This window comes from Pseudomonas sp. GW821-FHT11D10, from assembly GCF_058808435.1.
Genome location: NZ_JBXARR010000001.1, coordinates 1,065,605 through 1,089,765, shown reverse-complemented (window position 1 = coordinate 1,089,765; position 24,161 = coordinate 1,065,605). Strand labels below are relative to the sequence as shown.

The 24,161-nt window shown below is 62.8% G+C and carries 21 protein-coding genes; 10 read left to right on the top strand and 11 right to left on the bottom strand.

Translation table 11 applies throughout. From position 1 onward, the window contains the following. Nucleotide 1: 1 nt before the first annotated feature. The 6 genes from AC1RT4_RS05115 to AC1RT4_RS05090 all read right to left on the bottom strand — a co-directional run bounded on the left by AC1RT4_RS05115 (nucleotide 2) and on the right by AC1RT4_RS05090 (nucleotide 6,255). Complete coding sequence (locus AC1RT4_RS05115) at nucleotides 2-874, bottom strand: enoyl-CoA hydratase (protein WP_493084008.1); 873 nt, start codon at nucleotides 872-874, stop codon at nucleotides 2-4. Nucleotides 875-898: 24 nt separating this feature from the next. Further along, nucleotides 899-1,693 (bottom strand): CoA-transferase subunit beta, encoded by a 795-nt coding sequence (locus tag AC1RT4_RS05110; RefSeq protein ID WP_493084006.1) that lies wholly within the window; start codon nucleotides 1,691-1,693, stop codon nucleotides 899-901. 12 nt (nucleotides 1,694-1,705) lie between these two features. Further along, nucleotides 1,706-2,587, bottom strand: a complete 882-nt coding sequence (locus tag AC1RT4_RS05105) for a CoA transferase subunit A (protein ID WP_493084004.1) — start codon at nucleotides 2,585-2,587, stop codon at nucleotides 1,706-1,708. Between the two features lie 11 nt (nucleotides 2,588-2,598). Then, the gene (locus tag AC1RT4_RS05100) at nucleotides 2,599-3,495 is read right to left on the bottom strand and encodes a VOC family protein (protein ID WP_493084002.1); all 897 of its coding nucleotides are present in this window, start codon (nucleotides 3,493-3,495) and stop codon (nucleotides 2,599-2,601) included. A 329-nt stretch (nucleotides 3,496-3,824) separates the two neighbouring features. Beyond that, a complete protein-coding gene (locus tag AC1RT4_RS05095; protein WP_179694919.1) occupies nucleotides 3,825-4,946 on the bottom strand; it encodes an LLM class flavin-dependent oxidoreductase in 1,122 nt (373 codons plus the stop codon). Between the two features lie 124 nt (nucleotides 4,947-5,070). Next, complete coding sequence (locus tag AC1RT4_RS05090; protein ID WP_493084000.1) at nucleotides 5,071-6,255, bottom strand: acyl-CoA dehydrogenase family protein; 1,185 nt, start codon at nucleotides 6,253-6,255, stop codon at nucleotides 5,071-5,073. 257 nt (nucleotides 6,256-6,512) lie between these two features. Here AC1RT4_RS05090 and AC1RT4_RS05085 point away from each other — a divergent pair, with 257 nt between their 5' ends. The 6 genes from AC1RT4_RS05085 (at nucleotide 6,513) to AC1RT4_RS05060 (ending at nucleotide 13,047) form a co-directional block, all read left to right on the top strand. Continuing rightward, the gene (locus AC1RT4_RS05085; RefSeq protein WP_096821402.1) at nucleotides 6,513-7,028 is read left to right on the top strand and encodes a flavin reductase family protein; all 516 of its coding nucleotides are present in this window, start codon (nucleotides 6,513-6,515) and stop codon (nucleotides 7,026-7,028) included. A gap of 9 nt (nucleotides 7,029-7,037) precedes the next feature. Then, nucleotides 7,038-8,717, top strand: a complete 1,680-nt coding sequence (locus AC1RT4_RS05080; protein WP_493083998.1) for an FAD-binding protein — start codon at nucleotides 7,038-7,040, stop codon at nucleotides 8,715-8,717. After that, the gene (locus AC1RT4_RS05075; RefSeq protein WP_493083996.1) at nucleotides 8,705-9,460 is read left to right on the top strand and encodes a glucose 1-dehydrogenase; all 756 of its coding nucleotides are present in this window, start codon (nucleotides 8,705-8,707) and stop codon (nucleotides 9,458-9,460) included. Before AC1RT4_RS05080 ends, AC1RT4_RS05075 begins: the two co-directional genes overlap by 13 nt. 13 nt (nucleotides 9,461-9,473) lie before the next feature. Continuing rightward, complete coding sequence (locus tag AC1RT4_RS05070) at nucleotides 9,474-10,559, top strand: 2Fe-2S iron-sulfur cluster-binding protein (protein WP_493083994.1); 1,086 nt, start codon at nucleotides 9,474-9,476, stop codon at nucleotides 10,557-10,559. Nucleotides 10,560-10,659: 100 nt separating this feature from the next. Beyond that, nucleotides 10,660-11,406 carry an SDR family NAD(P)-dependent oxidoreductase gene (locus tag AC1RT4_RS05065; protein WP_085709913.1) on the top strand — a complete coding sequence of 249 codons (747 nt, stop codon included), beginning with the start codon at nucleotides 10,660-10,662 and terminating at the stop codon, nucleotides 11,404-11,406. Nucleotides 11,407-11,475: 69 nt separating this feature from the next. Then, a complete protein-coding gene (locus AC1RT4_RS05060) occupies nucleotides 11,476-13,047 on the top strand; it encodes a FadD3 family acyl-CoA ligase (protein ID WP_493083991.1) in 1,572 nt (523 codons plus the stop codon). Between the two features lie 39 nt (nucleotides 13,048-13,086). On the opposite strand, the gene AC1RT4_RS05055 is transcribed toward AC1RT4_RS05060, so the two are convergent. Beyond that, nucleotides 13,087-13,956, bottom strand: coding sequence for an SDR family NAD(P)-dependent oxidoreductase (locus AC1RT4_RS05055; protein ID WP_493083989.1), 870 nt, complete (start codon nucleotides 13,954-13,956; stop codon nucleotides 13,087-13,089). Further along, on the bottom strand, nucleotides 13,953-15,698 hold the full coding sequence (locus AC1RT4_RS05050) for an FAD-dependent oxidoreductase (RefSeq protein WP_493083987.1): 1,746 nt from the start codon (nucleotides 15,696-15,698) through the stop codon (nucleotides 13,953-13,955). Before AC1RT4_RS05050 ends, AC1RT4_RS05055 begins: the two co-directional genes overlap by 4 nt. Before the next feature lie 276 nt (nucleotides 15,699-15,974). Between AC1RT4_RS05050 and AC1RT4_RS05045 the strand changes: the two genes are divergently transcribed. The 3 genes from AC1RT4_RS05045 to surE all read left to right on the top strand — a co-directional run bounded on the left by AC1RT4_RS05045 (nucleotide 15,975) and on the right by surE (nucleotide 19,983). Next, the gene (locus AC1RT4_RS05045) at nucleotides 15,975-17,552 is read left to right on the top strand and encodes a DUF1302 domain-containing protein (protein WP_493083985.1); all 1,578 of its coding nucleotides are present in this window, start codon (nucleotides 15,975-15,977) and stop codon (nucleotides 17,550-17,552) included. Between the two features lie 23 nt (nucleotides 17,553-17,575). Then, the gene (locus AC1RT4_RS05040; protein ID WP_493083983.1) at nucleotides 17,576-18,955 is read left to right on the top strand and encodes a DUF1329 domain-containing protein; all 1,380 of its coding nucleotides are present in this window, start codon (nucleotides 17,576-17,578) and stop codon (nucleotides 18,953-18,955) included. A 77-nt stretch (nucleotides 18,956-19,032) separates the two neighbouring features. Beyond that, on the top strand, nucleotides 19,033-19,983 hold the full coding sequence (gene surE / locus AC1RT4_RS05035) for a 5'/3'-nucleotidase SurE (RefSeq protein ID WP_493083981.1): 951 nt from the start codon (nucleotides 19,033-19,035) through the stop codon (nucleotides 19,981-19,983). A 46-nt stretch (nucleotides 19,984-20,029) separates the two neighbouring features. Here the strand turns inward: surE and AC1RT4_RS05030 are convergent, their stop codons facing one another. From AC1RT4_RS05030 to AC1RT4_RS05020, 3 genes are read right to left on the bottom strand one after another with little or no spacing between them, the layout of a single operon-like run. After that, entirely contained in the window at nucleotides 20,030-21,142 is a 1,113-nt protein-coding gene (locus AC1RT4_RS05030) for a 3,4-dihydroxy-2-butanone-4-phosphate synthase (RefSeq protein ID WP_493083979.1), read from the bottom strand. Next, nucleotides 21,139-22,065, bottom strand: a complete 927-nt coding sequence (gene lipP1 / locus AC1RT4_RS05025) for a LipP1 family hormone-sensitive lipase (RefSeq protein ID WP_493083977.1) — start codon at nucleotides 22,063-22,065, stop codon at nucleotides 21,139-21,141. The genes AC1RT4_RS05030 and lipP1 overlap by 4 nt, the downstream gene beginning before the upstream one ends. Continuing rightward, nucleotides 22,052-22,891, bottom strand: coding sequence for an SDR family NAD(P)-dependent oxidoreductase (locus AC1RT4_RS05020; protein ID WP_493083975.1), 840 nt, complete (start codon nucleotides 22,889-22,891; stop codon nucleotides 22,052-22,054). The genes lipP1 and AC1RT4_RS05020 overlap by 14 nt, the downstream gene beginning before the upstream one ends. Before the next feature lie 143 nt (nucleotides 22,892-23,034). On the opposite strand from AC1RT4_RS05020, the gene AC1RT4_RS05015 reads away from it, so the two are divergent. Then, the gene (locus tag AC1RT4_RS05015; protein ID WP_493083973.1) at nucleotides 23,035-24,078 is read left to right on the top strand and encodes a 3-ketosteroid-9-alpha-monooxygenase, oxygenase component; all 1,044 of its coding nucleotides are present in this window, start codon (nucleotides 23,035-23,037) and stop codon (nucleotides 24,076-24,078) included. Nucleotides 24,079-24,161: the final 83 nt, after the last annotated feature.

Here is a 24,161-nt window from a genome sequence, read left to right as displayed (position 1 = left end):
TTCACGCCCCGCCCGTCGAGCGTTGCGAACTCGCCATGGCTTTGGCGTCGTAGCCGCCGAGCCGGTCGCCGGACACCAGTTCATTGTGGGCATGGGCGAAATGGTGCAGGCCGAAGACCATGTCCATGGTCGCGCGCTTGCCCATCAGGTCTTCGGCGTTGTTGACCGCCTGCTTGCTCAATTGCAGGCCCAGGCGCGGCATCTGGGCGATGCGCCCGGCGATGTCGAGGGTTTCCTGTTCGAGGGATTCGCGAGCGACAACCCGATTGAGCATGCCCATCTGATAGGCGCGCGCCGCCGGCATGCGTTCGCCGAGGAACAGAAACTCCTTGGCGATGCGCGGATTGAGTTCATGCGCGTGGGCAAAATACTCGACCCCGGGAATGCCCATGCGCACCACCGGATCGGCAAAGTACGCATCCTCACTGGCGACAATCAGGTCACAAACCCAGGCCAGCATCAGCCCGCCGGCAATGCACGCGCCCTGGACCATGGCGATGGTCGGCTTGGGCATCTCGCGCCAGCGCCGGCACATGCCCAGATAGACTTCCTGCTCACGGGCATAGAGAAACTCGCCGCCGGGCTTGTTGGTGTGGTCGTACCAAAGGCTTGCACGGTCGAACGTCTTGTGAACGTCCCGCCCCGGCGTGCCGATGTCATGCCCGGCGGAAAAGTGCTTGCCGGCCCCGCGCAGCACGATGACTTTCACCTCGTCGTCATCGCAGGCCCGGCGAAACGCCGCGTCCAGCGCGTAGGTCATCTGCGAGTTCTGGGCATTGTGATACTCGGGGCGATTCATGGTGACCAGCGCCACCGCCCCGCGCACTTCGTAGAGCACCACGTCGGCGGCATTATTATCGTTATGTTCAGCCATCACTTTTCTCCGAAACGGTGCGACTCAGCGCTGGCCCGGCGGGTTGTCTTTGAGCTGACTGGCGCGCAGGTTGTGCGGGTCCAGACGCTCGATCAGTTGCAACTGCGCGGCGGTGGGCGGCGCTGTGGTCGGGCAATCCTGCGGCACATGCAGCTCGAACCCGGTGTTGTCCTGCACCTGCTCCACGGTCACGCCGGGGTGCAGCGAACGGATCCGCACTTGCCGTTGCGGGCCGAGAAAATCCAGCACGCACAGATCAGTCACGATCAGGCGGATATCGATCTCGTCCAGCGACCAGCCCCGGGCCAGGCGCGCCGGGTTGTAGCCGACCGAGGCGACCATATCGACCTCGCCTTCGACGAACACCCGACGGTTGTGGCTGGGCACGCAGAAGGAGTTGGCATGACTGATCGAGTTGCCGGGAAAGCCCCGCACGCCGAGCATTTGTGCTTTCGGCTTGGCGTAATCGCCGATGCAGGAAATGTTGGCCTGACCGAAGCGATCGATCTGCGTCGGGCCCACCAGCGCATGGCGCTTGCCGCCCCAGACGTTGTCGAAAATCCGCGAGAAGCCCATCCAGCTGTCGCGCTTTGGTTCGTAGCCGTTGCGTGCGCCGAGCGGCACCGGTTCGGCGACCATGTACGCCTCGGAATCGGTCATCAGCAGCTGCGGATTGCTGGTCAGCATGCTCAATGAAGTCGCCAGTCGCGGAATCACTCCGATCCCGGTGGCGAGCACCTCGCCGTCATCGCGCCAGGCTTCGGAAGCCGCGCAGATCATCAACTCGGCGAGGCTGTAAGTCGTTGCAGAAGTCGTCATATCAAGGCTCGCTTAGTAGACCGGCAGAGGGAGCTGGCGGATGGCGTTCAGGCCGCCGACCTTGTCCAGATACTGTTCGTGGGTGCAGTCGACATAGGCGCGGACGTAGTCCTGCCAGCCCTCGCCAACCTGGGCCGAAGCGTTGTAGGCCTTGAAATGCGCGACATCGAAGCCGTACAGCGGCGCGCAGGAAGACGGGTGCGCACCGCCCGGCACGTGCGCCACGGCGGTGGTCAGGTTGCGTTCCCAGAACACTTGATGCGCCCGCGCCGGATCGGCATGGAAGTAGTCGCTGTCGACCAGTTCGTCGCACGTCACATAGCTGTGGGTCGCGGCCCGGACGAGCAAGTCATCCATGTAGTGATCGGGGCCGCTGATCTGGCACACGCCACGCGCATCGGCACGGTCGACGTGAATCAACGCCGCATCGAGTTTGAGCGCCGGCATCGCGACCCATTGCTTGTTGTCGGCATAGGGCGAGTCGATCAACTTGATCTGCGGGTTGTGCCGCAGCACATCAGTGCCCAGCCCCACCGCCGTAGGAATGAACGGCACCTTCATCGCAGCGGCACGCAGACCGAGCAACAGCATGCCTTCGTCGATTTCCATCACTTGCAGTGCCGCGTCCTGGCGTGCCTTGCGGAAGTACGGTTCGAGTGGAATGAAATCCAGCGACACGAAGGCAAACACCAGTTTGCGGATCTTGCCGGCTGCGCAAAGCATGCCGACATCCGCGCCGCCATAGGCGACCACGGTCAGGTCCTTGAGGTCCGAGCGCAGAATCTCGCGCACCAGTGCCATGGGCTTGCGTCGCGGGCCCCAGCCACCGATGCCGATGGTCATGCCGTCACGCAGTTGGCCGACCATTTCGGCCGTGGTCATTCGCTTGTCCATCGTCGTATTCCTCATTGGCGACCGACACTGAAGTCATGGCCCCAGTGGCTGACCACGGTGCTTTCGAAAGGCGTGTGCTGCTCCCAATCGACCACCAGGCCATCGCAGCCGTACTCCAGGTCAAACCCGGACGGGGTCTTGATGTAGAACGAGATCATCTGGTCGTTGGTGTGCTGGCCGAGGGTGGCGGACATCTTCACGCCGTTGGCCTGCACCCGGTCGAGGGCCCGGCCGACTTCATCCAGGGCGTTGACCTCGACCATCATGTGCACGCAACCGTGGGGCATCGGGCACTCGAAGATCGCCAGTGAATGGTGGCGGCCGTTATTGCAGTGCAGGAAGTGAATGCGTTTTTGCGGTTCGGCCGGGTCCGGTGTGAAGCGGACTTTCATCAGGTCCGACAGGCCGAAACCGAGCACCTGCTCGTAGAAATCCCGGCAACGATCAAAGCTCGGCGCCGGCAGCACCACATGGCCCATGCCCAGTTCATTGGTGACGAAACCCTTCACGCCGACCGGCGACACGAAGCGCGCGAAGTCCTGCAACGGGCCCCAGAACAGTTCGTGACGATTGCCGTCCGGATCGCTGAAGTGCACCAGTTCCTGGACTTTACGGTCCCGGGCCTGAGCCTCGGTACCACGGGTGACTTGCACATCGGCGCGTTCCAGCTCGCTGACAGCCTGTTCAAGTGCCGCTTTGCCGGAAACTTCCCAACCGCAGGCGCCGAAGCCGTTTTCGGTGCTTTTCTCCACCAGAATCCGGTGGTGGCGCTCGTCCATTTTCAGGTACAGGCGCTCATCGTCATCGCTGCCGGCAACCATCATGCCGAGCACCTGACTTGCGTACTGCCGCCATTGCGCCAGATCGCTGGATAACAGGGTGACGTAACCCAGACCACGGATATCCATGGATGCACTCCTCGTTGTTCTCAGGCCGAGCCGCCCGACGGCGATTGCCGGGGAGACTGTATTGAGGCCTATTCAAACGGGTTCGCCGGGGGGAAACATCGTCCAATGGGACTAGCGCACATGCGCAACGCAGGCATAAAAAAACGGGCCTTGGGGACCCGTTGGAAATGGGGACTGGATTCCGTTCCAGACCTTATGCGCGGCGTGAATGATCGTTCCCACGCTCCGCGTGGGAATGCAGCCCGGGACGCTCCGCGTCCCATTCAACAGCGGACGCAGAGCGTCCATTGAGGCATTCCCACGCAGAGCGTGGGAACGATCAATCAATTTCAACCCTTACGAAAATGCGGAATCACCTTCTCGCCAATATTCTTCAACGTCTCCAGCTGCGCCCACTGCGGCACGGTGCCCATCTGGCAGATAAACAGAATCTCGTCAGCACCTGCATCGATCAGCCGCTGCACATAGCCGATGCAATCCTCAACAGTGCCGTAAGCATGGTTCGGGTTCATCATCGCCATGGTCGGGTCGGAGAAATCGACGCTGACCTCTTCCGAGGCAAACCGCGACTTGATCACGCTCTGCCCGTTGCCATCGACGAAGGTGTCGTCCTTCCATTTCTCCGGATCCGGACGCTCGCCGCCGCCGTACCAGTAACCCAGCGACTCCATGAAATACCGCTGGCCACGGATACCGATGCGCCGCGCTTCTTCGTTGTTTTCCAGCACGATCGCCGGGCACAGCGCGGCGATGTGACGGTTGGGACGGAAGCCCACCTGATGTTTCACGTCACGGTTGTCCCAGGCCTGGTGATAAACCTCGACCTTCTTCGCGATCTCTTCCGGACCGCCAAAGCCCAGCACCAGCGCGCCCATTCCGCGACTACCAGCCTTTTTCAGCGAATCGGTGTTGGTGCAGGCCAGGTACATCGGCGGGTGCGGGTCCTGGTAAGGCTTGGGATGGATCGGCCGTTTCGGGATCTGCACAAAATCGCCCTGATGCTCGATTTCGTCGAACACGAACATTTTCGGGATCAGGTACATCATCTCGTCGATCTGCGGCTGCAACGTCGTCAGGTCGTAGCCGAAGGTGCCGGCTTCCTGCTGGGTGCCGCCCTTGCCGACGCCGAAATGCACCCGGCCCTTGGACAACAGGTCAAGGGTGGCGATGCGCTCGGCGACTTTGACCGGGTGGTTCATCGCCGGCGGCAGGCAGACCACGCCGTGGCCGATGCCGATGCGCTCGGTTTTACCGGCGACGAACGCCAGCATGGTTTCCGGCGCGGACATGTGCGAATAGTTGCTCAGCGCCGTGTGCTCCACGCACCAGAACGTATCGAAACCCAGTTTGTCGGCCAGCACGGCCTGTTCAACGGTGTCTTCGAAAATCTTGCGATCGCCTTCACGGCTGGAATCCACCGTCTGGGCTTCGTAAATCAGGGAAAATTTCATGGTTGATCCTTGTACTTGTTGGATGCGCAGCCGGCGCCGGAGAACCACGCCTTCGCGCTAATGCTCGGGCATCGCCGCAGCGCTCGAATCCTGCAAACGGACTAGCCGATTCAGCGCAATGCTCTCAGAGGAAAAAGTCGTTGCTGTCCTGGCCCATGCTCACAGCACCGAGGTTCCAGGCGTACTTCGCCGGGCTGTTGGCAACGTGGGCGCGACCGGTGTGAATGTCGCGGAAGGCGCGGTTGATCGGGTGGCTGCGGAAGATCGTCGAGGCGCCGCTGTTGAACATCAGCTCGCCCACCGCTTTCGCGCACTTGTCGGCGACCAGCGCGGAGTCGTAACGCATCTTCACTCGCTCGGGCATGCTCAGCGGCTCGGCTTTTTGTGCCCGCTCCAGCATCAAGGCGAAGTTGCGATAGAGCACGGTCTTGCATTCGTCGACACAGACCATGGCGTTGGCCAGCGCCGATTGTGCGGCCGGGTCCTGGACCATTTTGCGTCCGTCGTTGACTCCGACCCGTGCGCGGTTGTGTTCGACAAACTGATCCACCGCGCCTTGCAGCGCACCGATGGCCGCCGACGACACCGCCCGCACAAAGATCTGCCCAAACGGCAGGCGAAACAGCGGCGCGGTGTTCACCGCATTCCCTGGGCTGTTCTGCATGAAACCGTCGAACGCCCGATGGGTGCGGTATTCAGGAACGAAGGCGTTCTCGACCAGGATGTCGTGGGAGCCGGTGGCTTCGAGCCCCATCACATTCCAGTTATCAAGGATCCGGTAGTCACTGCGCGGCACCAGGAACGTCCGGTAATCCGGCGCACCACCGGCCTCTTCCGCCGGTACCAACGCCCCGAGAAACGCCCACTCGCAATGCTTGCTGCCGGACGAGAACCCCCAGCGCCCGCTGAGCCTGAAACCGCCCTCCACCCGTTCGACCTTGCCCACCGGCATATAGGAAGAAGAGATCAGCACGCTGGAGTCGTTGCCCCAGACATCCTGCGCCGCGCGGTCATCGAACAGCGCCATCTGCCAGTTATGAATCGCCACGACGCCGAGCACCCAGGCTGACGACATGCAGCCCTCGGCGAGGGTCATCTGCACTTCGAAAAAGTCCTTGGGTTCCAGCTCGTAGCCTTCCCAGCGTGCCGGTTGCAGGATGCGAAAGAACCCCGCGTCCTGAAAATCCTTCAGGGTCTCTTCCGGCAACCGGCCGGTTTGCGCGGCGTCCAGGGCGCGCTCACGCAGAATCGGTACCAGCTCGCGGGCACGCTGGCTCAGACGCTGGCGAATCAGGTCTTGGTTGAGCATTTTTATTGTTCTCCATTGTTCACCCCGTCCGCCGGGGCGCGCGTGCAGCGAGGCACGTGCCGCACTTGCGGTGCCTGCCTCCTGTGCGGCATTCAAACAATGTGAAAAGCGCCGGACATCCCTCAAACGGACCATGTCGACGATGACCCGAAGCACGTACGCAGACCACCCAAACGCCTAGTCCCCTCGGACGATGCTGCGCAGGCACACCAGCGCAAAAATCCATCGCACTCCAGTACAACCACAGGACGAGTGCGATGAACGACGTCAATCTGAAAGCCGACATGCTCCAGGCCATGCGCCGTCTGGCCAAGTCAGTCACCATCATCAGTACCAGCAACGGCTCCGAGCGTTTCGCCATGGCCGCCACAGCGGTCGACTCCCTCAGCACCGAGCCGCCGTCGCTGCTGATCTGCGTGAACAAGACCGCCTCTTCCCACGCGGCGCTGGCCACCGGCGCGGACTTCTGCGTGAACATCCTCGGCGTCGAACAACAAGGTCTGGCCCATCGCTGCAGCGGTTCGATCAAGGGCGAGGCACGCTTCGATCAGGGCAACTGGCTGACTAGCCCCGGCGGCATTCCGTACCTGAGTGACGCTCAGTCGGCGATCCTTTGCCGTCAGGACGGGCACTTCAGCTATGGCACCCACACCGTGTTCATCGGGCGCATCCTGCAAATCCACACCAGCGACACCATTACCCCGCTGGTCTATCTCGACGGCAGCTACACCACCACCGCCAACCCGGCATCTGCCTTCGCTGCTGCGGGCTGAGGCCGGGCCATGGACGCTCAACAACAGTTGTCGGCATTGCGCGTGAACAGCGCCGATCAGTTGGACTGGAACGATCGCTGCGATTTGCTGGTGGTCGGTTTTGGCGGCGCCGGCGCCTGCGCGGCGATCGAGGCGGCCAGTCGCGGATTGTCGGTGCTGGCACTGGATCGCTTCGCCGGCGGCGGTGCCACGGCCATCAGCGGCGGCGTGGTGTATGCCGGGGGCGGCACGCCGTATCAGCGTCAGGCCGGTTACGAAGACAGCCGCGACGCAATGTTCAACTACCTGCGTCAGGAAGTCGGCGAAGCCGTTAGCCCGCAGACCCTGCGCGAATTCTGCGAAGGCAGTTGCGAGCAACTGGCCTGGCTCGAACGCCAGGGCGTGGCGTTCGAATCCAGCGTGCCGCCGCACAAGACGTCCTACCCGAGCGACCGGTTCTACCTTTATTACTCCGGCAACGAAGCCGTCCCGGCCTATGCCGCTATCGCCAAACCGGCACCGCGCGGGCATCGCACCAAAGGCCCCGGCCTGTCGGGCGCGAGCCTGTTTGCGCCGCTGAAAGCCAGCGCCTTGCGCCTTGGGGTACGCCTGCAAAGCCAGTGCGAAGTCCGGCGTCTGGTAATCGATGCCAATGATCGGGTGGTGGGCGTCGAAGCGTGGCAGTTGCCAATCGGCAGTCGTGCAGCGAGGCAACATGCCCGGTTGTCGCGCTGGGCCACGGCGATTCACATGTACGCGCCGGCAGTGGCGGATCGACTGCGCAATCGCTTGCGGGGTATCGAACTCGCCAGTGCCGAACGCCAGTTGATTCGCGCCGACCAGGCCGTATTGCTGAGCAGCGGCGGTTTCATCTTCAACCGCGAATGGGTCGGTCAGCATGCGCCGCGTTATCTACCGGGTTTGCCGCTGGGCACCACCGGTTGCAACGGCAGCGGCATCGCCCTCGGCCAGAGTGCCGGCGGCCGTGTGGCGCGGATGGACAAAGTCAGCGCCTGGCGTTTCATCAACCCGCCGCTGGCCTGGGCCCGCGGCCTGATCGTCAATGCACGCGGCGAGCGCTACGCCAACGAAGAGATCTACGGCGCGACCCTCGGCCACGCGATGGTGGAAGAACAGGAAGGCCGCGCCATCCTGATTCTCGACCGGGCGCTGGTGCGCGAAGCGCTGCGTCAGGTCGGCCCCGGCAAAGTCTGGGCCTTCCAGCGTTTGCCGGTGCTGCTCAATCTGCTGTTCAACGCCAGACGCAGCCGCAGTCTTGCTGATCTGGCCAGGCGCTGCGGATTACCACCCGACAACCTGCAACGCACCGTGAATACCTACAGCTGCGCCGCTCGCGGAGAAATCGTCGATCCGTTCGGCAAGTCGCAAGCGATGCTCGCCGACATGGATCAAGGCCCGTGGTATGCCCTCGATCTGTCCTTCGCCAGCCACCTCTTCCCCTGCCCCGTCATCACCCTCGGCGGGCTGAAGGTCTGCGAAACCAGCGGTCAGGTGCTGAACCACGCCGACCAGCCGATCACCGGCCTGTACAGCGCCGGGCGCAACGCGATCGGGGTCGCTTCAAATCTGTATGTCTCGGGCCTGTCCCTGGCCGATTGCATTTATTCAGGCCGGCGCGCCGCCGCCCATGTGGCCGAACAACTTGCTGCTCAAACCACACGCTCAGGAGAACAACAATGCAACGTGTAGAAGGCAAAGTCTGCATCATCACCGGCGCCGCCAGCGGCATCGGTCGCGAAGACGCCCTGCTGCTGGCCCGCGAAGGCGCCAAGGTGGTGCTGACCGATCTCAACGACAGCGCCGGCCGTGAAGTCGCCGCGCAAATCGGCAGCAACGCGCTGTTCATCCGTCACGACATCACCAGCGAAAGCGACTGGCAGAACGTGATCAAAACCACCCTGGAACACTTCGGCCGCCTCGACGTGCTGGTCAACAACGCCGCGATTCTGGCATTGGGCAGCATCGAAGACACCACGCTGGAGCTGTGGCAGAAGGTGCAGAAAATCAACGGCGACGGCTACTTCCTCGGCTGCAAGTACGCAATCCAGGCGATGAAGGAAACCGGCGGTGGTTCGATCATCAACATGTCCTCGGTGGCCGCACTGGGCGCGATGCCGATGTTCTGTGCCTACTCGGCATCCAAGGGCGCGGTGGCTGCGATGACCCGCTCGATTGCCCTGCATTGCAAACAACAGGGTTACCGCATTCGCTGCAACAGCGTACACCCGGACGGCGTCAACACGCCGATGACCCAGGCCCTCACCGGCGGCGTGGCGGTCAATCAGCAAGACCTCGACCAGGACCCGATGAACCGCATGTGCGCGCCGGCCGACATTGCCAACGTGGTGCTGTTTCTCGCCACCGATGAGTCGCGTTTCGTCAACGGTGCCGAGATCCGCGTCGACAACGCCCAACTGATCAGCGGGCTCTGAAGCCGAGGTGAACATGGGCACGCAACAACAGAACCTGACACCGGCCCAGGCCACGGCAGCCAGCTATTCCTTGCAGGTTTGCTCGGTGATCGACGAAACCGCCGATGCGCGCTCGCTGGTGCTGGACATCCCGCCAGACCTGCGTGAGCGCTTTGGCTACAGACCGGGGCAGTTCCTGACGTTTCGCGTGCCCTGTGCCGGCAAACTGCTGACCCGCTGTTATTCCATGGCCAGTTCGCCGCTGACCGATGAGCTGCCGAAAGTCACGGTGAAGCGGGTCGAGGGCGGCCGGGTGTCGAACCGGATGAACGAGGTGCAGGTCGGTGACTGGCTGGAAGTACTGCCGCCGGCCGGGCATTTCTGCCTCGATGAGCATCAGCCGGATGACGACAAACCCTTGGTGCTGTTCGGCGGCGGATCGGGCATCACCCCGGTGTTTTCCATTCTCAAATCGACGCTGCAACGCAGCCGGCGGCCGATCAAATTGATCTACGCCAATCGCGATGAAGCGTCGGTGATTTTCAAGGATGAGCTGCGCCAACTGGCCCAGGCCCATCCGGAACAACTGCAAGTGGTACATGCGCTCGACTCGGTGCAAGGTTTTCTGACCGCCGCCCAGGTGCGGCATTTGCTGAAAGGTTCTGCCGGCGGCGATTACTTCATCTGCGGCCCGGGGCCGTTCATGGACACCGTCGAACGAACCTTGCTGGAACTTGGTGAAGCCGCTGAACGCATCCACGTCGAACGCTTCGTTTCGCCGCCCGATCCCGACGAATTGCTGGCTGAAGAAGCCGCCGCCCGGCAAGCCGCCCTCGGCTCGCACTGCGAATCGCTGGTAGTCGTGCTCGACGGTCAATCACACGAAATTGCCTGTCAGCCCGGCGACACCCTGCTGCAAAGCTGCAAGGCCGCCGGCCTCGACGTGCCCTCCTCCTGCGAAGAAGGTTTTTGCGGCGCCTGCATGTGCGTCGTCGAGGAAGGCGAAACCCGGATGGCCCGCAACGACGTGCTCAGCCCCAGAGAACTGGCCGAAGGCTGGACCCTGGCCTGCCAAAGCCGCCCGGCCGGTGCGCGGGTGCGCTTGAAGTTCCCGGATTGAGCGGCGGTCGGGAATAGTCTCAACGGACGATCTCCCAGGCGCGATCTGCAGTTAGACTCGGCCAGCCCATTGGCCCAAAAACAATAAAAGAGGTGCAGTTATGGCTCGTTTGCAAAACAAGGTCGCGGTGGTTACCGGCGGCGCATCGGGGATCGGCCTGGCCTGCGTGCGGCGCTTTGCCGCCGAAGGCGCGCAGGTTGTCGGCCTGGACATCGGCAACGCCCCGGCGGATTTTCCGGGCCTGTTCATGACCCTGGACGTGCGCGATGAAGCGCAGGTGCAACAGGTCATGCAGGAAGTCGTCAATCACTTCGGCCACATCGACGTGCTGGTCAACGCGGCAGGCGTGGCCGACCAGGGCAGCGTCACCCAGACCAGCACCGCCAACTGGCAGCGGGTGCTGGACATCAACCTGACCGGCACCATGCTCACCAGCAAATATGCGTTGGCGTCGATGGAGCCCCGGCGCAGCGGTTCGATCATCAACATCGGCTCGATCTTCGGCCTCCAGGGTTGCGACGGCAACGTTGCGTACAACGTGTCCAAGGGCGGCATCAACCAGCTGACGCGCTCGATGGCGATCGACTTCGGGTACGCCAATATTCGCGTCAACGGCCTGTGCCCGGGCCTGATCGAAACCCCGATGACCAGCATGGTCCGCGAACACGAAGCCTTCCACGCCTTCTTCGCCTCGCAACACATGCTCAATCGCTCCGGGCAGCCGGAAGAAGTGGCCAATGTCGCCCTGTTCCTGGCCTCGGACGAAGCGTCCTTTGTCAGCGGCCAGATGATCGCCGTGGACGGCGGTTTCTCCGCCGGCCGCCGCTTCGCCCCGCCCGCCGCCTGATTTGCCTTGCCGGGCGCCTGCCCGGCACACCCCTTTCTTCCGCACCTGTCCTCTGGCCGAGGAGGCCCCATGCTGCCTGTCGAAAACGCACTGACCATCGTCCAACTGTTCGCCAACGCTGCCCGCCACTATGGCGACCGCCCGGCCATCGAGGATGACGGACGCTCGATCAGCTACCGGCAACTCGATCAACTGCGCGCTCAGGCTGCCCGGGCGCTGTTGGCGTTGAACGTCCAGCCCGGTGACCGCGTGGCGATCTGGGCGCCGAATATCTGGGAATGGATTGTCGCTGCCGGTGCGCTGCAAAGCGTCGGCGCCGCACTGGTGCCGCTCAATACGCGCATGAAAGGCAGCGAAGCCGGTTTCATCCTCCGTCAGAGCGGCGCCTGCGTGCTGTTTGCCATCGGCGAGTTCCTTGGCGCCGACTATCCGCGCATGCTCGCCGCCGAAGACCTGCCGGCGCTGCGCCACATCGTCACCTTGCGCAGCGATGACTCAAGCGCGCTGAGCTGGGACGCGTTTCTGGCGCTGGCCAGCGATGTATCACCGCAAACTCTGCAAACACGCGAACAGGCTCTCGACCCGCAAGACCTCTCCGACCTGCTGTTCACCTCGGGCACCACCGGCAAACCGAAAGGCGTGATGAGCAGCCACGGGCAATCCCTGCGCGTGGTGCGCGACTGGAGTGAAGTGGTCGGTTTGCGCGAGGGCGATCGCTACCTGATCGTCAATCCGTTCTTCCATTCGTTCGGTTACAAGGCCGGCTGGCTGGCGGCGCTGATGCGCGGCTGCACCATCGTGCCGCAGCAGATCTTCGACGTGCAGGCGGTGCTCGAATGCGTGCAGCGCGAGCGGATCACCGTGCTGCCCGGCCCACCGACCCTTTATCAATCCTTGCTCGCCCACCCGCAGCGTGATGCGTTCGACCTGACGTCCCTGCGCATTGCCGTCACCGGCGCTGCGACGATTCCGGTGGAGATGATCCGCCGCATGCGCGATGAACTGGGTTTTGCCACCATCGTCACCGCTTACGGCCTCACCGAAACCTGCGGTTTTGCGACGATCTGCCGGCCGGGAGATTCGCTGGAATTGCTCGCGTCCACCAGCGGCCGGGCCATGCCCGGGGTGGAAGTGCGCTGCATCGGCGCCAACGGTCGCAGCCAACCGGTGAATGTCCCCGGCGAAATCCAGGTGCGCGGCTACAACCTGATGCAGGGTTATTTCAATGATCCGCAGGCCAGTCAGGAAGTCCTCGATGCTGACGGCTGGCTGCACACCGGCGACATCGGCGTGCTCGACGAACAGGGTTACCTGCGCATCACCGATCGCCTCAAGGACATGTTCATCACCGGCGGCTTTAACGTTTATCCGGCGGAAATCGAACACTGCCTGCTGGGCTATCCCGGCGTGGCGCAGGTGGCGGTGATCGGCATTCCGGATGAGCGTCTGGGCGAAGTGGCCATGGCTTTTCTGCTGCCGGCGCCGGGTGTCGAGATCGAGCAGACCCGATTACTCGCCTGGTGCCGTGAGCAAATGGCCAACTACAAGGTGCCACGCCGGGTGCAGGTGCTGGAGAGCATGCCGCTGAACGCGGCGGGCAAGGTGACCAAGAATGTGTTGCGCGAGTGGGCGTTGAGCTGACTTCCCTCCCCCAGTGGAAATCCACTGGGGGAATGACCTTCAAATCACCCGGGCCGGATGTTGTTGGCGCGGGTCGCCCAGCAGGGCGCGATGGGACGGCGGCTGACGACCGCCGTCTTCACTGATGCCGTAACCGGCGGCAATTTCGGCGGTGATCACCGTCTGCCCCGAGAGCGCCATCAACTGCGGATCATTGAGCAAGGCGTGAATCACCCGGCCATTGAATTGCGGGGTTTCGGCGTGCGCCAGAAAAGCCTGGTACTGCTCGCCATGCTGTTCGCCGGCAATTCGCGTGCGCTCGGTCAATTGTGGCCCGAGCCACAGCGATAACGCCGCCACGCCACAGTCCTCGAAATCGATGGCCATGTCCGCTGCCAGTTTGTCGCAACCGGCCTTTTGCGCACCGTACGCCGGGCCGTGCATGTAGCAACCGCCGCCAAATGACGAGGTAAAGCAGATCAGCCCCTGTGCGCTGTTCAACAACAGCGGCGCGGCGTGGTAACTGGCGATATACGCCGAGCGAAGGCCGACGTCGAGGATGCGCACCAGGTCCAGCGGCTTCTCCCAGAACGGCCCCGGTTCGATCAACTGGTCATGAATGAACGCGGCATTGTTCACCAGCAGATCCAGCCGCCCGCATTCTCGTTCGACTTGGGCAAACAGCGCCGCCACCTGCCCATCATCGGCATGATCACAGACCACCGCGACGCCCTCTCCGCCCGCCGCTGTAATTGCGGCGGCCGTGTCGGCCAGCGAGCTGTTCAAGGCCTGCCCGTACAGATGCGCGCCTGCCGATTCCGGCGCACGCCCGGTGACGTAAACCCGCATGCCCGCCGCACCGAGTGCCAGGGCAATACCATGGCCGACACCGCGACTGGCGCCGGTCACCACTGCAACTTGCCGATTCATTTGACGCTCCCGAACTGACTGATCAGCGAGCCGCTTTTCTGGCTCTGACGATGGATGTGATTGGCCGCCAGGTAACCGAAGGTCATCGCCGGGCCGATGGTGGAACCGGCTCCCGGATAGGTGCGACCCATCATCGACGCCGCACTGTTGCCGATGGCGTACAGGCCCTTGATCGGTTTGCCGTCCTCGTGCAGGACGCGGGCGTGAACATCGGTGAGCAAACCGCCCTTGGTGCCGATGTCGCCGGCATCGATACGCACGGCATAGAACGGCCCTTTGAACAACGGCGCCAGACACGGATTGGGCCTTACATGGGGATCGCCGTAATAGCGGTCGAACAACGACTCACCCTTGTGGAAGTCTTCGTCATAGCCGCGCACCGCCATGCCGTTGAAACGCTGCACGGTTCGCAGCAGCCCGGCCACATCGACTCCGATGTTCGCCGCCAGGGTTTGCAGATCCGGCGCCTTGAAAAAGTAGTCACGCAGGTGTTCGGGCAGTTGCCAGTCACGCTGGGCATACCCCGGCAACAGCGCGCCGCACGGGTATTTACGGCGAAATTCGGCATCGAACACCATCCAGCACGGCACGCTGACCGCACCTTCGCGGTTGTTGGCGTACATCGCCTCGACGATATCGGTGTAGGGCGCGGCCTCGTTGACGAAGCGCTCGCCCGCCGAGTTGACCAATACGCAACCGGGCAACGTTCGCTCGACGAACATCGCCCGTTGTTTTTCCTCGTCGCGAACATGGGTGGTCGGCGCCCACCAGCTGTGTTCCATCAGCGCAGTGCGCGCGCCGATGGCTTGCCCTGCGCGAATGCCGTCGCCGGTATTGTGCGGCGGCGTGGCGCTCCAGCTGGTCAGCGAGGGTTGCGGCAGATACCGCGTGCGCATCTCTTGATTACGTTCGAAACCGCCGGCGGCGATGATCACGCCGTAGCGCGCCTTGACGTTCAGACGTTGCCCTTCGCGACAGACCCGCGCACCGCCAACCCGGTCGCCGACAATCAGCAGTTCTTCCAGCCCACAGTTCAGCCACAACGATTTGCCGCGATCCTGCAACGAACAGCGCAAGGCGCCGATCAAGGCATTGCCCAGAGTCAGGTAACGATCGCGCTTCGACAGACGCCGGCCCTCGCGGTCGCGCCAGTAACGCCACATGACCTTCAGCGTCAGGCGCAACCAGCCGGGGCCACGACACAGCAACACCTGCGCCTCTTTCATGGTCATCGCCATGCGCCCCATCATCAACGTGCCGGGGGATGGCGCACGCATGCGCAGAAACTCGTCACCCAGCTCGGCAGCGTCGAACGGTTGCGGGTCCATGGAGCGATAGCCGGGTTTGCCGCCTTCGACTTCCGGGTAGTAATCGGCGTAACGCGCCTGGGCCTCGAAGCGCACACGGGTCTTTTGTTCGAGGTATTCAACCATTTGCTTGCCGTGCTCGACGTAGGCTTCGATGCGCCCGTCGTCGATCTCGCCGTGGGTCACTGCGCGGATATAGGCAATCGCTTCGGCGTCGCTGTCACTGCCGCCCAGGGCCTCGATCCGGTGGTTGCCGGGGATCCAGATGCCGCCACCGGACACCGCCGAGGTGCCGCCGTATTCGTTGCTCTTCTCGATCAGCAACACGTTCAGTCCCAGGTCGTGAGCGCGCAGCGCCGCGGTCATGCCGCCTGCTCCGGAACCCACCACCAGCACATCGCAGCACTCATCCCATTTGATCTCGGCAGCTTTCATGCGATCACCCTTTGCTCAGCGCCTTCAAGGCAAAAACCGCTGGCCGGATCTTCGTCCGGCGCAGTCGGTCTCGGGATTGTTGGGCGCGTGTGCCGGGTGGTCATCGTCCGATGGGACTAAGGCTTGTGCCCTCCGATCCTGTGCAAATCGCCCCGTGCAAATCGCTTAGTCCGCTTGGACGATGTTGCGCCCTGTGCCTGACCGCATAGTCGCCCACGGCACCACTTCCCCCCTGAAATGCAGGTCGGGCAGGTCCGACCTGGGCATGAGGACGACATGATAAAAACAATAATCGCCCCACAATCGCTACACCCTCGCGTACAGCTGGCCGTGTTGTTGCTGGCCGGTGGACTGGGCAGCCAGGCCAGCGCGATGACCTTCCAGCCGAGCGAAGATCTGAGCGTCGACTGGGACACCACGCTGACCTACAGCCTCGCCTGGCGCACCGAAGGCCGCGATCACAAGTTGACCGCCAACGCCGATGGCAATGACGGCGACAATGCGTTTTCCAAAGGCAGCCTGATCAACAACCGCGCCGGTTTCCTCACCGAAGCCAACATCAAATGGCAGGACGATTACGGCGTGTTCGTGCGGGCCACGGGCTTCTACGACAACGTCTACGATCAGGACAACGACAACAACACCGGCACCTCGAACTGCTTTACCGGCGGTCATTGCAACCGGCCGGATCGTTTCTCCCAGGACACCATCGATCAGCATCGTAACGAACTGCGCATGCTCGATTACTACGCCTATGGCACCTGGGATCTGGGCGGGCACAACCTCAATGCGCGGCTGGGTAATCAGGTGGTGAGCTGGGGTGAAAGCCTGTTCTACCCCGGCATCTCTGCGGCGCAAAGTCCGGTGGACGCGACCAAATCGACCACGCCGGGTGTCGAGGTCAAGGAAATCCTCCTGCCAGTTGGGCAACTGTTCACCCAGTTCAGCCTGACCGACAGCCTCGATATCCAGGCCTACTACCAATACAAATGGGAAAAGACCCAGTTGTTCGGGGTCGGCAGCTACTTCTCCACCACCGACTACATCGACGAGGGCGGCTACAACGACGCCAGCGGTTTCGTCACGCGCCTGGCCAACGACAAGCCGAGCAATCAGGGCCAGTACGGCGTGGCCTTCACCTACGCCGCCGAGTCGCTGAACAACACCGAGTTCGGCATTTACTACTCGCGTTATCACGACAAGACGCCGTCGCTGGACTTCCAGTCCGAACTCGGTCGCTACCGTGCGGTGTACTTCGACAACATCGACCTGTTCGGCGCCAGTTTCTCCACGGTGATCGGCGACGTCAGCTGGGCCGGTGAAGTCAGCTTCCGCGACGGCGCGCCGGTGATGGTCAACAACGGTTTCTCCAGCGCGGTACGCGGCAAAACGATGCAAGCGCAGTCGTCGATGATCTACGTGCTCGGCCCGACCTCGTTCGCCGACAACACCACCCTGACCGGCGAGGTCGTCTACAACACCGTGATCAGCAACGACAAGTCGGCACCCGTGACCCTGGCGCCGGGCTTCACGTTGCCGGGCACCGACAGCCTGGTCTACGACCGCGAAGCCTGGGGTTATACCGCGCAAGTCAGCTTCGACTACAACGACGTGTTCAGCGGTTGGGACATGTCCTTGCCGATCACTTACAGCACCGCATCCCACGGCGACAGCTCGATTGTCGGCTCGATCAACCAGGGCGAAGGCGACGACCGCGCCAGCATCGGCAGCTCGTGGCGCTATCTGGGCAACTTCACCGTCGAAGCCCGTTACAACGCCTACCTGGGCAACGCCAACAACAGCCCGTTGGCCGACCGTGACAACGTCGCCCTCAACTTCAAATACCGGTTCTGATTCCCCTGTCGGAGGAGCACAGCATGTCTCGATTCACCCAAACGTTATTGAGCACGGCGCTGACCGTCGGCCTGCTCGGCAGTGGCCTGGCCTACGCCAAGGTCAGCCCCGAAGAAGCCGCGCGACTGGGCCAGGACCTGACCCCGATGGGCGCCGAAAAGGCCGGCAACGCCGACGGCAGCATTCCGGCGTGGAGCGGCAAGTGGCGCGGTCTGCCGCCGGGTCTGAAGTTTGCCGGCGCCGGCACGCCTTATCCGGACCCGTACGCGGCGGAAAAGCCGCTGTTCGTGATCGATTCGAAGAACATGGACAAGTACGCCGAGAACCTGTCCGACGGCCAGAAAGCGCTGCTCAAACGCTACCCGGACACCTTCAAGATCCCGGTGTACCCGAGCCATCGCGACTTCCGCGCCGATCAGCGTCTGGAAGACCTGATCAAGAAAAACGCGGTGACCGCCGAACTCGACAACGACAACAACGACACCAAAAACGCCTGGGGCGCCTCGCCGTTTCCGATTCCGAAAAACGGCAGCGAGTTGATGTTCAACCACACCCTGCAAGGGCGCGCCAACACCGAAGAGGCCAACTACGGCCAGGCCGTGGTGTACGCCAACAAGGAAAAAGTCCTCGAAGAGGTCAATTACAAAATCTTCTCGATCTGGTCCAGCCCGGACAAGAACCTGGACAGCGCCAACGGCATCCTGACCAACTTCCTGATCACCACTCTGGAACCGGTGCGCAAGAAAGGTGAAATCGTGGTCGGTCACGAGTTCATCAACCCGACGGCCTCGCCGCGTCAGGCCTGGCAGTACAGCCCCGGCCAACGCCGTGTTCGTCGTGCGCCTACCGTCGGCTATGATTCGCCGACCGGTGCCGGCGGCTTCCGGGTGTACGACGAAGACCGTTTGTTCAACGGTGCGCCGGACCGCTACAACTGGACCATCGTCGGCAAAAAGGAACTCTACATTCCGTATCACAACTACAAGATCGACGACCCGAGCGTGACGGCCGACCAGATCCTCTCGACCACCGGCCACGTCGATCCGCAGTACATGCGTTACGAAAAACACCGGGTCTGGGTGCTGCAGGCAACGCTCAAGGAAGGCGCCCGCCACGTCTATGCCAAACGCGTGTTGTACCTCGACGAAGACACCTGGTCCGCAACCATGGCCGATAACTACGATTCCCGTGGCCAGTTGTGGCGCACCAACATGCAGACCTCGATCTATGCCTACGACATCGAGCGCTACCACGCCCGCCTCGGCATCTACCATGACTTGATTGCCGGCTCCTATCTGGTTGACCGTCTGCTGGTCGATCAGAAGCCTGCGAAGCTGAATGCCACCGCCTTCTCCGAAGACGAATTCACCCCTGGCAACCTGCGCAAACTCGGAACCCGCTGAACCCATGACGCCCTGACCGATTCATTCGGTCGGGGCGTTGTGCTTTTTTCACTTTGTACTTTTGACGGAAACTGCCCATGAACAGATTACTCACTGCGGGCCTTGCCGTGGCCGGCCTCGGTTTGTCGATGCAGGCCAGCGCCCTGAACATTCTGCTGACCAACGACGACGGCTGCCGCGCCCCCGGCATCGACGCGATGTACCGCGCACTGACCGCCGCCGGGCACACCGTGACCCTGGTCGGCCCGCTGAACGACAGCAGCGGCATCAGCGCCGCCAGTGTTGTGGTGCCCGGTCAGGCGTTGGCAGTGACCGAGCTTGCGCCCGGCAGATTCTGCGTCGGCCCGCCCGAGGGCTACACCGCGCCGACCGGCAAGACTTCGGCCATCGGCACCCCGGTGGATGCGGTCAACGTCGGGCTGGATGTGTTGCTTAAGGACACCCCGCCGGATCTGGTGGTGTCGGGCATCAACTTCGGTGAAAACGTCGGCCCGCTGACGCAGATGTCCGGCACCCTCAACGCTGCGATTCGGGCCATGTTCAAGGGCGTTCCGGCGGTGGCGGTATCGACGGCCATCGACATGGACCTGATCATGCGCGACCAGCAGGCCGGCTACCGCAAGACCCTGGGCGCCATGGACGACACGGCGAAGTTTGCAGTGAAAGTCATCGAACAGGCCCATCGGAGCTGCGCCAAACACAACTGCAAACTGAATGTGCTCGGGCTGCCGGGCGTCAACGGGCTGAACCTCAATTACCCGGCGTTGCCTGCCAATCAGGTCAAAGGCGTGAGCTTTGCCCCGATCGGCAATTGGGACCGGGTGAACTTCACCTCCCAGCGCGGCGCCGACGGTACGGTTCACGTCAACCTGGTTGCACCGCCGACACCCACGGCCACTCAGCAACAGGCCGATGCGTATCAGCTGTGGCAAGGGCATGCAGTGATCACGGTGATCGCCGGCAATATGAGCGCGCCGCAGGCGGTGCAGGATCAGGCGAAGAAAATGCTCAAAAGCATCCAGCCTTGAACCGACACAACCCCTGCAGGTATTCACCCGCAGGGGTTGAACGGTTTCAGACGGCGGGCTGGAAAGGGATGAACTCGGTGACTTCGAGATCGAATCCCGACACCGCTTTGTAGGGCACCGGCGAACTCATCAGACGCATCTTGCGCACGTTCTGATCGCGCAGGATCTGCGCGCCAATGCCCAGCGTACGGTGCGGAAAATGCGGCGGCCGCGATTTTCCGCCGCTGCGTTGGCGCAATTGCTCAAGCACACCTTCAGCGGTTTCCTTCTGCGCCAATAAAACCAGCACGCCGTTGCCGGCCGCCGCGATACACGCCAGCGAACGTTCAAGGGTCCATTGCTGTGGTCCATTTTCGCTTTCACATCCAAGTGCATCGCGCAGGGTTTCGATGCCTTGCACCCGCACCAACACCGGTTGAGCGCTGTCGATCCGGCCTTTGACCAGTGCCAGATGCAACGCGCCTTGATAAGTGTCCTGATAAGCCGTCACCTGAAACTCGCCGTGGCGGGTCAGCAAGGGATAGGCCTCGCCGCGCTCGATCGTGCCTTCGTGAAGAATGCGGTAGTGAATCAGCTCGGCAATGCTGCCGATGCGCAGGCCATGGCGGCGGGCGAATTCGTGCAACTGCTCGCCACGAGCCAGTTCGCCGTCCTCGTCGAGAATCCCCACCAGCGTCGCCGCCGGTTGCAAGCCTGCGAGACGGGTCAGGTCACACGCGGCCTCGACATGTCCGGCCCGCTGCATGACGCCACCGGGCAAGGCCTGCACCGGAAAGATATGCCCCGGTTGCACCAGATCCGCCGGGCCGCTGGCCGGGTCGACCGCCACCTGGATCGAGCGCGCCCGGTCGGCCGCGCTGATCCCAGTGGACACACCGGTAGCCGCCTCGATCGACCGGGTAAAGCCCACGCCATGCTGGGCCCGCGAATGCGGCACCATCAGGTCCAGCCCCAGCTCGCGACAACGCTGTTCGGTCAGTGCCAGGCAGATCAAACCGCGCGCCTGCACCGCCATGAACGTCACTGCTTCGGCACCGGCCCGCTCGGCGGCCATCAGCAGTGAGCCTTCGGCGTTGTTTTCGTCATCGGTGATGACCACCATCTGCCCCGCCGCGATGGCTTCGAGCAGTTGCGGCACGCTGTCGAACACCAGACTCATTGCAGCGCCTCGCGCAGATCGGCAGCGGCTTCGGACAACACCTGGGCAGCGCCCTCGACAAACGGCGCCATGCTGATAAAACCGTGAATCATCCCTTCACAACGCTGCACCCGCACGGGGACTTCGGCTTGACGCAGACGCTCGGCGAACGCCTCGCCTTCGTCGCGCAGCGGGTCGAATTCGGCGGTGATCAGGGTCGTCGGCGGCAAATGCGCCACGCTACCGGCGCGCAATGGCGAAGCCAGCGGATCATCGCCCTGCCCGTCTTCCTGTAAATACTGCTGCCAGAACCAATTCATCATCGCGCCGGTGAGGAAGAAGCCATCGGCAAATTCCCGGTAGGAATGGCTGTCGCAACCGGCGTCGGTGACCGGATAGAACAGGCATTGATAGCGGATTTTCGGCCCTTGCCGTTGCTCCGCCAACTGACTGACCGCCAGCGCCAGATTGCCGCCAGCGCTGTCGCCCGCCACCGCGAGCCGACTGCCATCGACGCCCAGTTGCGCCGCGTGTTCCACCAGCCAGCAGGTCGCCCGGTAACAATCCAGAGGCGCGGCCGGGAACGGGTGCTCCGGCGCCAGCCGATAGGCCACCGACACCACCACGGCGTCAGTCAGGTGGGCCAGCGAACGGCACAGGTTGTCGTGGGTGTCGAGGTTGCCGACGACGAAACCGCCGCCATGGAAATACACCAGCAACGGCAGATTGCTCTCTTCCGACGGCCGATACAGACGCGCATCCAGTTCGCCCACCGCACCTTCGACCCGCAAGTTGCGCACTTCAGCCATCGGCACGCCCGGTATCGCCGGCTGCATGTTGTCGCAGAACTGCCGATAGTGTGCGGCATCGAGCTGGCTGTAATCGGGTGCCGGCAGGTCGCTGAATTGCTGGAGTATCAGCGCGATCTGTTTATCGAGCGGCATGGGCATCTTCCTCTACATCGGACATTTTGAATTGTGGGTTGGACTCTTCCAGGATGCTCTGCACCCGGCGCTGCAGCGCCACTTTGAAGCCTTTGTGGGGAAAGACCCAGAAGCGCTTTTCGGCGATGGCGGCGAACACTTGCTCTGCCAGTTGTGCGGGTGTCATGCCCTGACGAATGCTGTTGTCGAGCAATTGGCTGAAGGACGAACCGGCGCCGTCCACCACCTGGTTGGAGGCCATGATTTCACTGGCCACCGGCCCCGGACACACGACTGAAACCGACACGGGCGCACCGAGCTGGGTCAATTCGTAGTGCAGGGTTTCCGACAGCGCCACCACCGCCTGCTTGGTCACGTTGTAAGGCGCCATCAACGGACTGCTGAGCAGACCGGCCAGTGAAGCGGTGTTGATCACATGGGCCGCGCGGCCCTGACGCAGAAACAGCGGCACGAAACAGCGAATGCCGTTGATGACCCCACTGAGGTTGACGTCGAGCATCCGTTGCCATTGCTGCGCGGTGATTTCCCAGCTGTGGCCGGTCTGCATCACCCCGGCATTGTTGAACAGCAGATCGACCCCGCCAAAGTGATCGAGGGCGACATCGCGCAAACGCTCCACCTGTTCCAGATCGCCGACATCGGTGACACAGGCGACTGCCTGCGTTCCGCCGCTTCGCAGTTCTTCGCAAAGCTTTTCCAGCCGCAACCCATCGAGATCGGCCAATACCAGGCGCATCCCCAGTTTCGTCGCATGCTCGGCCAGCCCGCGGCCGATGCCGCTGGCGGCACCGGTAATGACCGCGACCGGCCCTGATTGCTCATTCATTGCCTGCTCCTGACAAAAGTCCGATAGCGTCAGTAGAGCGGGCGCCGGTCGGCCGGCCATCGTCCATTCAGACGATGCCTGCTTCTACAGGGGCGGCAGAATCTCCAGCAAGCTCAAACCCGTGAACCTGGGAGAATAACAAGATGAGTACCCTGCACCGCATCGAAGCCAAACTGCTGGAAGACCGCTACGCACGCGGCTGGCACTGCCTGGGTCTGGCCGCCCGCTACCGCGACGGCAACGCCCACCGCCTGGACGTGTTCGGCACCCGGTTGGTGGCGTTTCAGGGCGAGGACGGCGAGCTGCACATTCTCGACGGGTATTGCCCGCACATGGGCGCCGACCTCAGTACCGGTTGCGTCGAAGGCAATTCCATTCGCTGCCCTTTCCATGCCTGGCGCTGGGGCGCCGACGGTGTGTGCGATGACATTCCCTACGCCAAGCGCATTCCGCCACGGGCCAAGCTGAAAAGCTGGCCGCTGATGGAGGAAAACCATCTGCTGTTCGTGTGGAACGACCCGGAAGGCAACCCGCCGCTGCCCGAGCAACGCATCCCGCGCATCGACGCCTGCTTCAGCGACGATTGGGCCGAGTGGGAAGTCGCCGAGTTGCAGATCGACACCAACTGCCGCGAACTGATCGACAACGTCGCCGACATGGCGCACTTCGGCACGGTACACGGCGCACCGGTCGAAGCCTTCAGCAACGTGTTCGAAGGCCACCTCGCCACTCAGATCATGAGCGCCCGCAGCGAGCGGCTGTCCGGCGACAGCGCGTTGACCACCGTCGCCACCTACTACGGGCCGGCCTACCAGATCACCGAAATGACCGGCGCCATGAACGGCCAGCCGATCCATTCAATCCTGCTCAACTGCCATGTGCCGATCGACCTCGGCAGCTTCACCCTGCGCTACGGCGTGCTGGTGAAAAAGATCCCGGGCCTGAGCGAAGAACAGAATCAGGCGATGGCCAGGGCCTATGTGCAACAGGCCCAGGCTGCCTTTTACGAAGACGTGTCGATCTGGCACAGCAAGACCCGCGTCGATAACCCGTTGCTGTGCGATGGCGATGGCCCGGTCTATCAATTGCGGCGCTGGTACGAGCAGTTCTACACCGACGTCGGGCTGCTTTCAGCGGATGTGCAGGATCAGAAAGAGTTCATCGTGCGGGCCCGCGAACAGGCCTGATCACGGGGCTGTCGCGTTTTTGCGCCTGGTCGGCCGCCGCCGGTCAGGCCTCGTGCCCGGGCGTTGCAAGTGGTCGATACAGG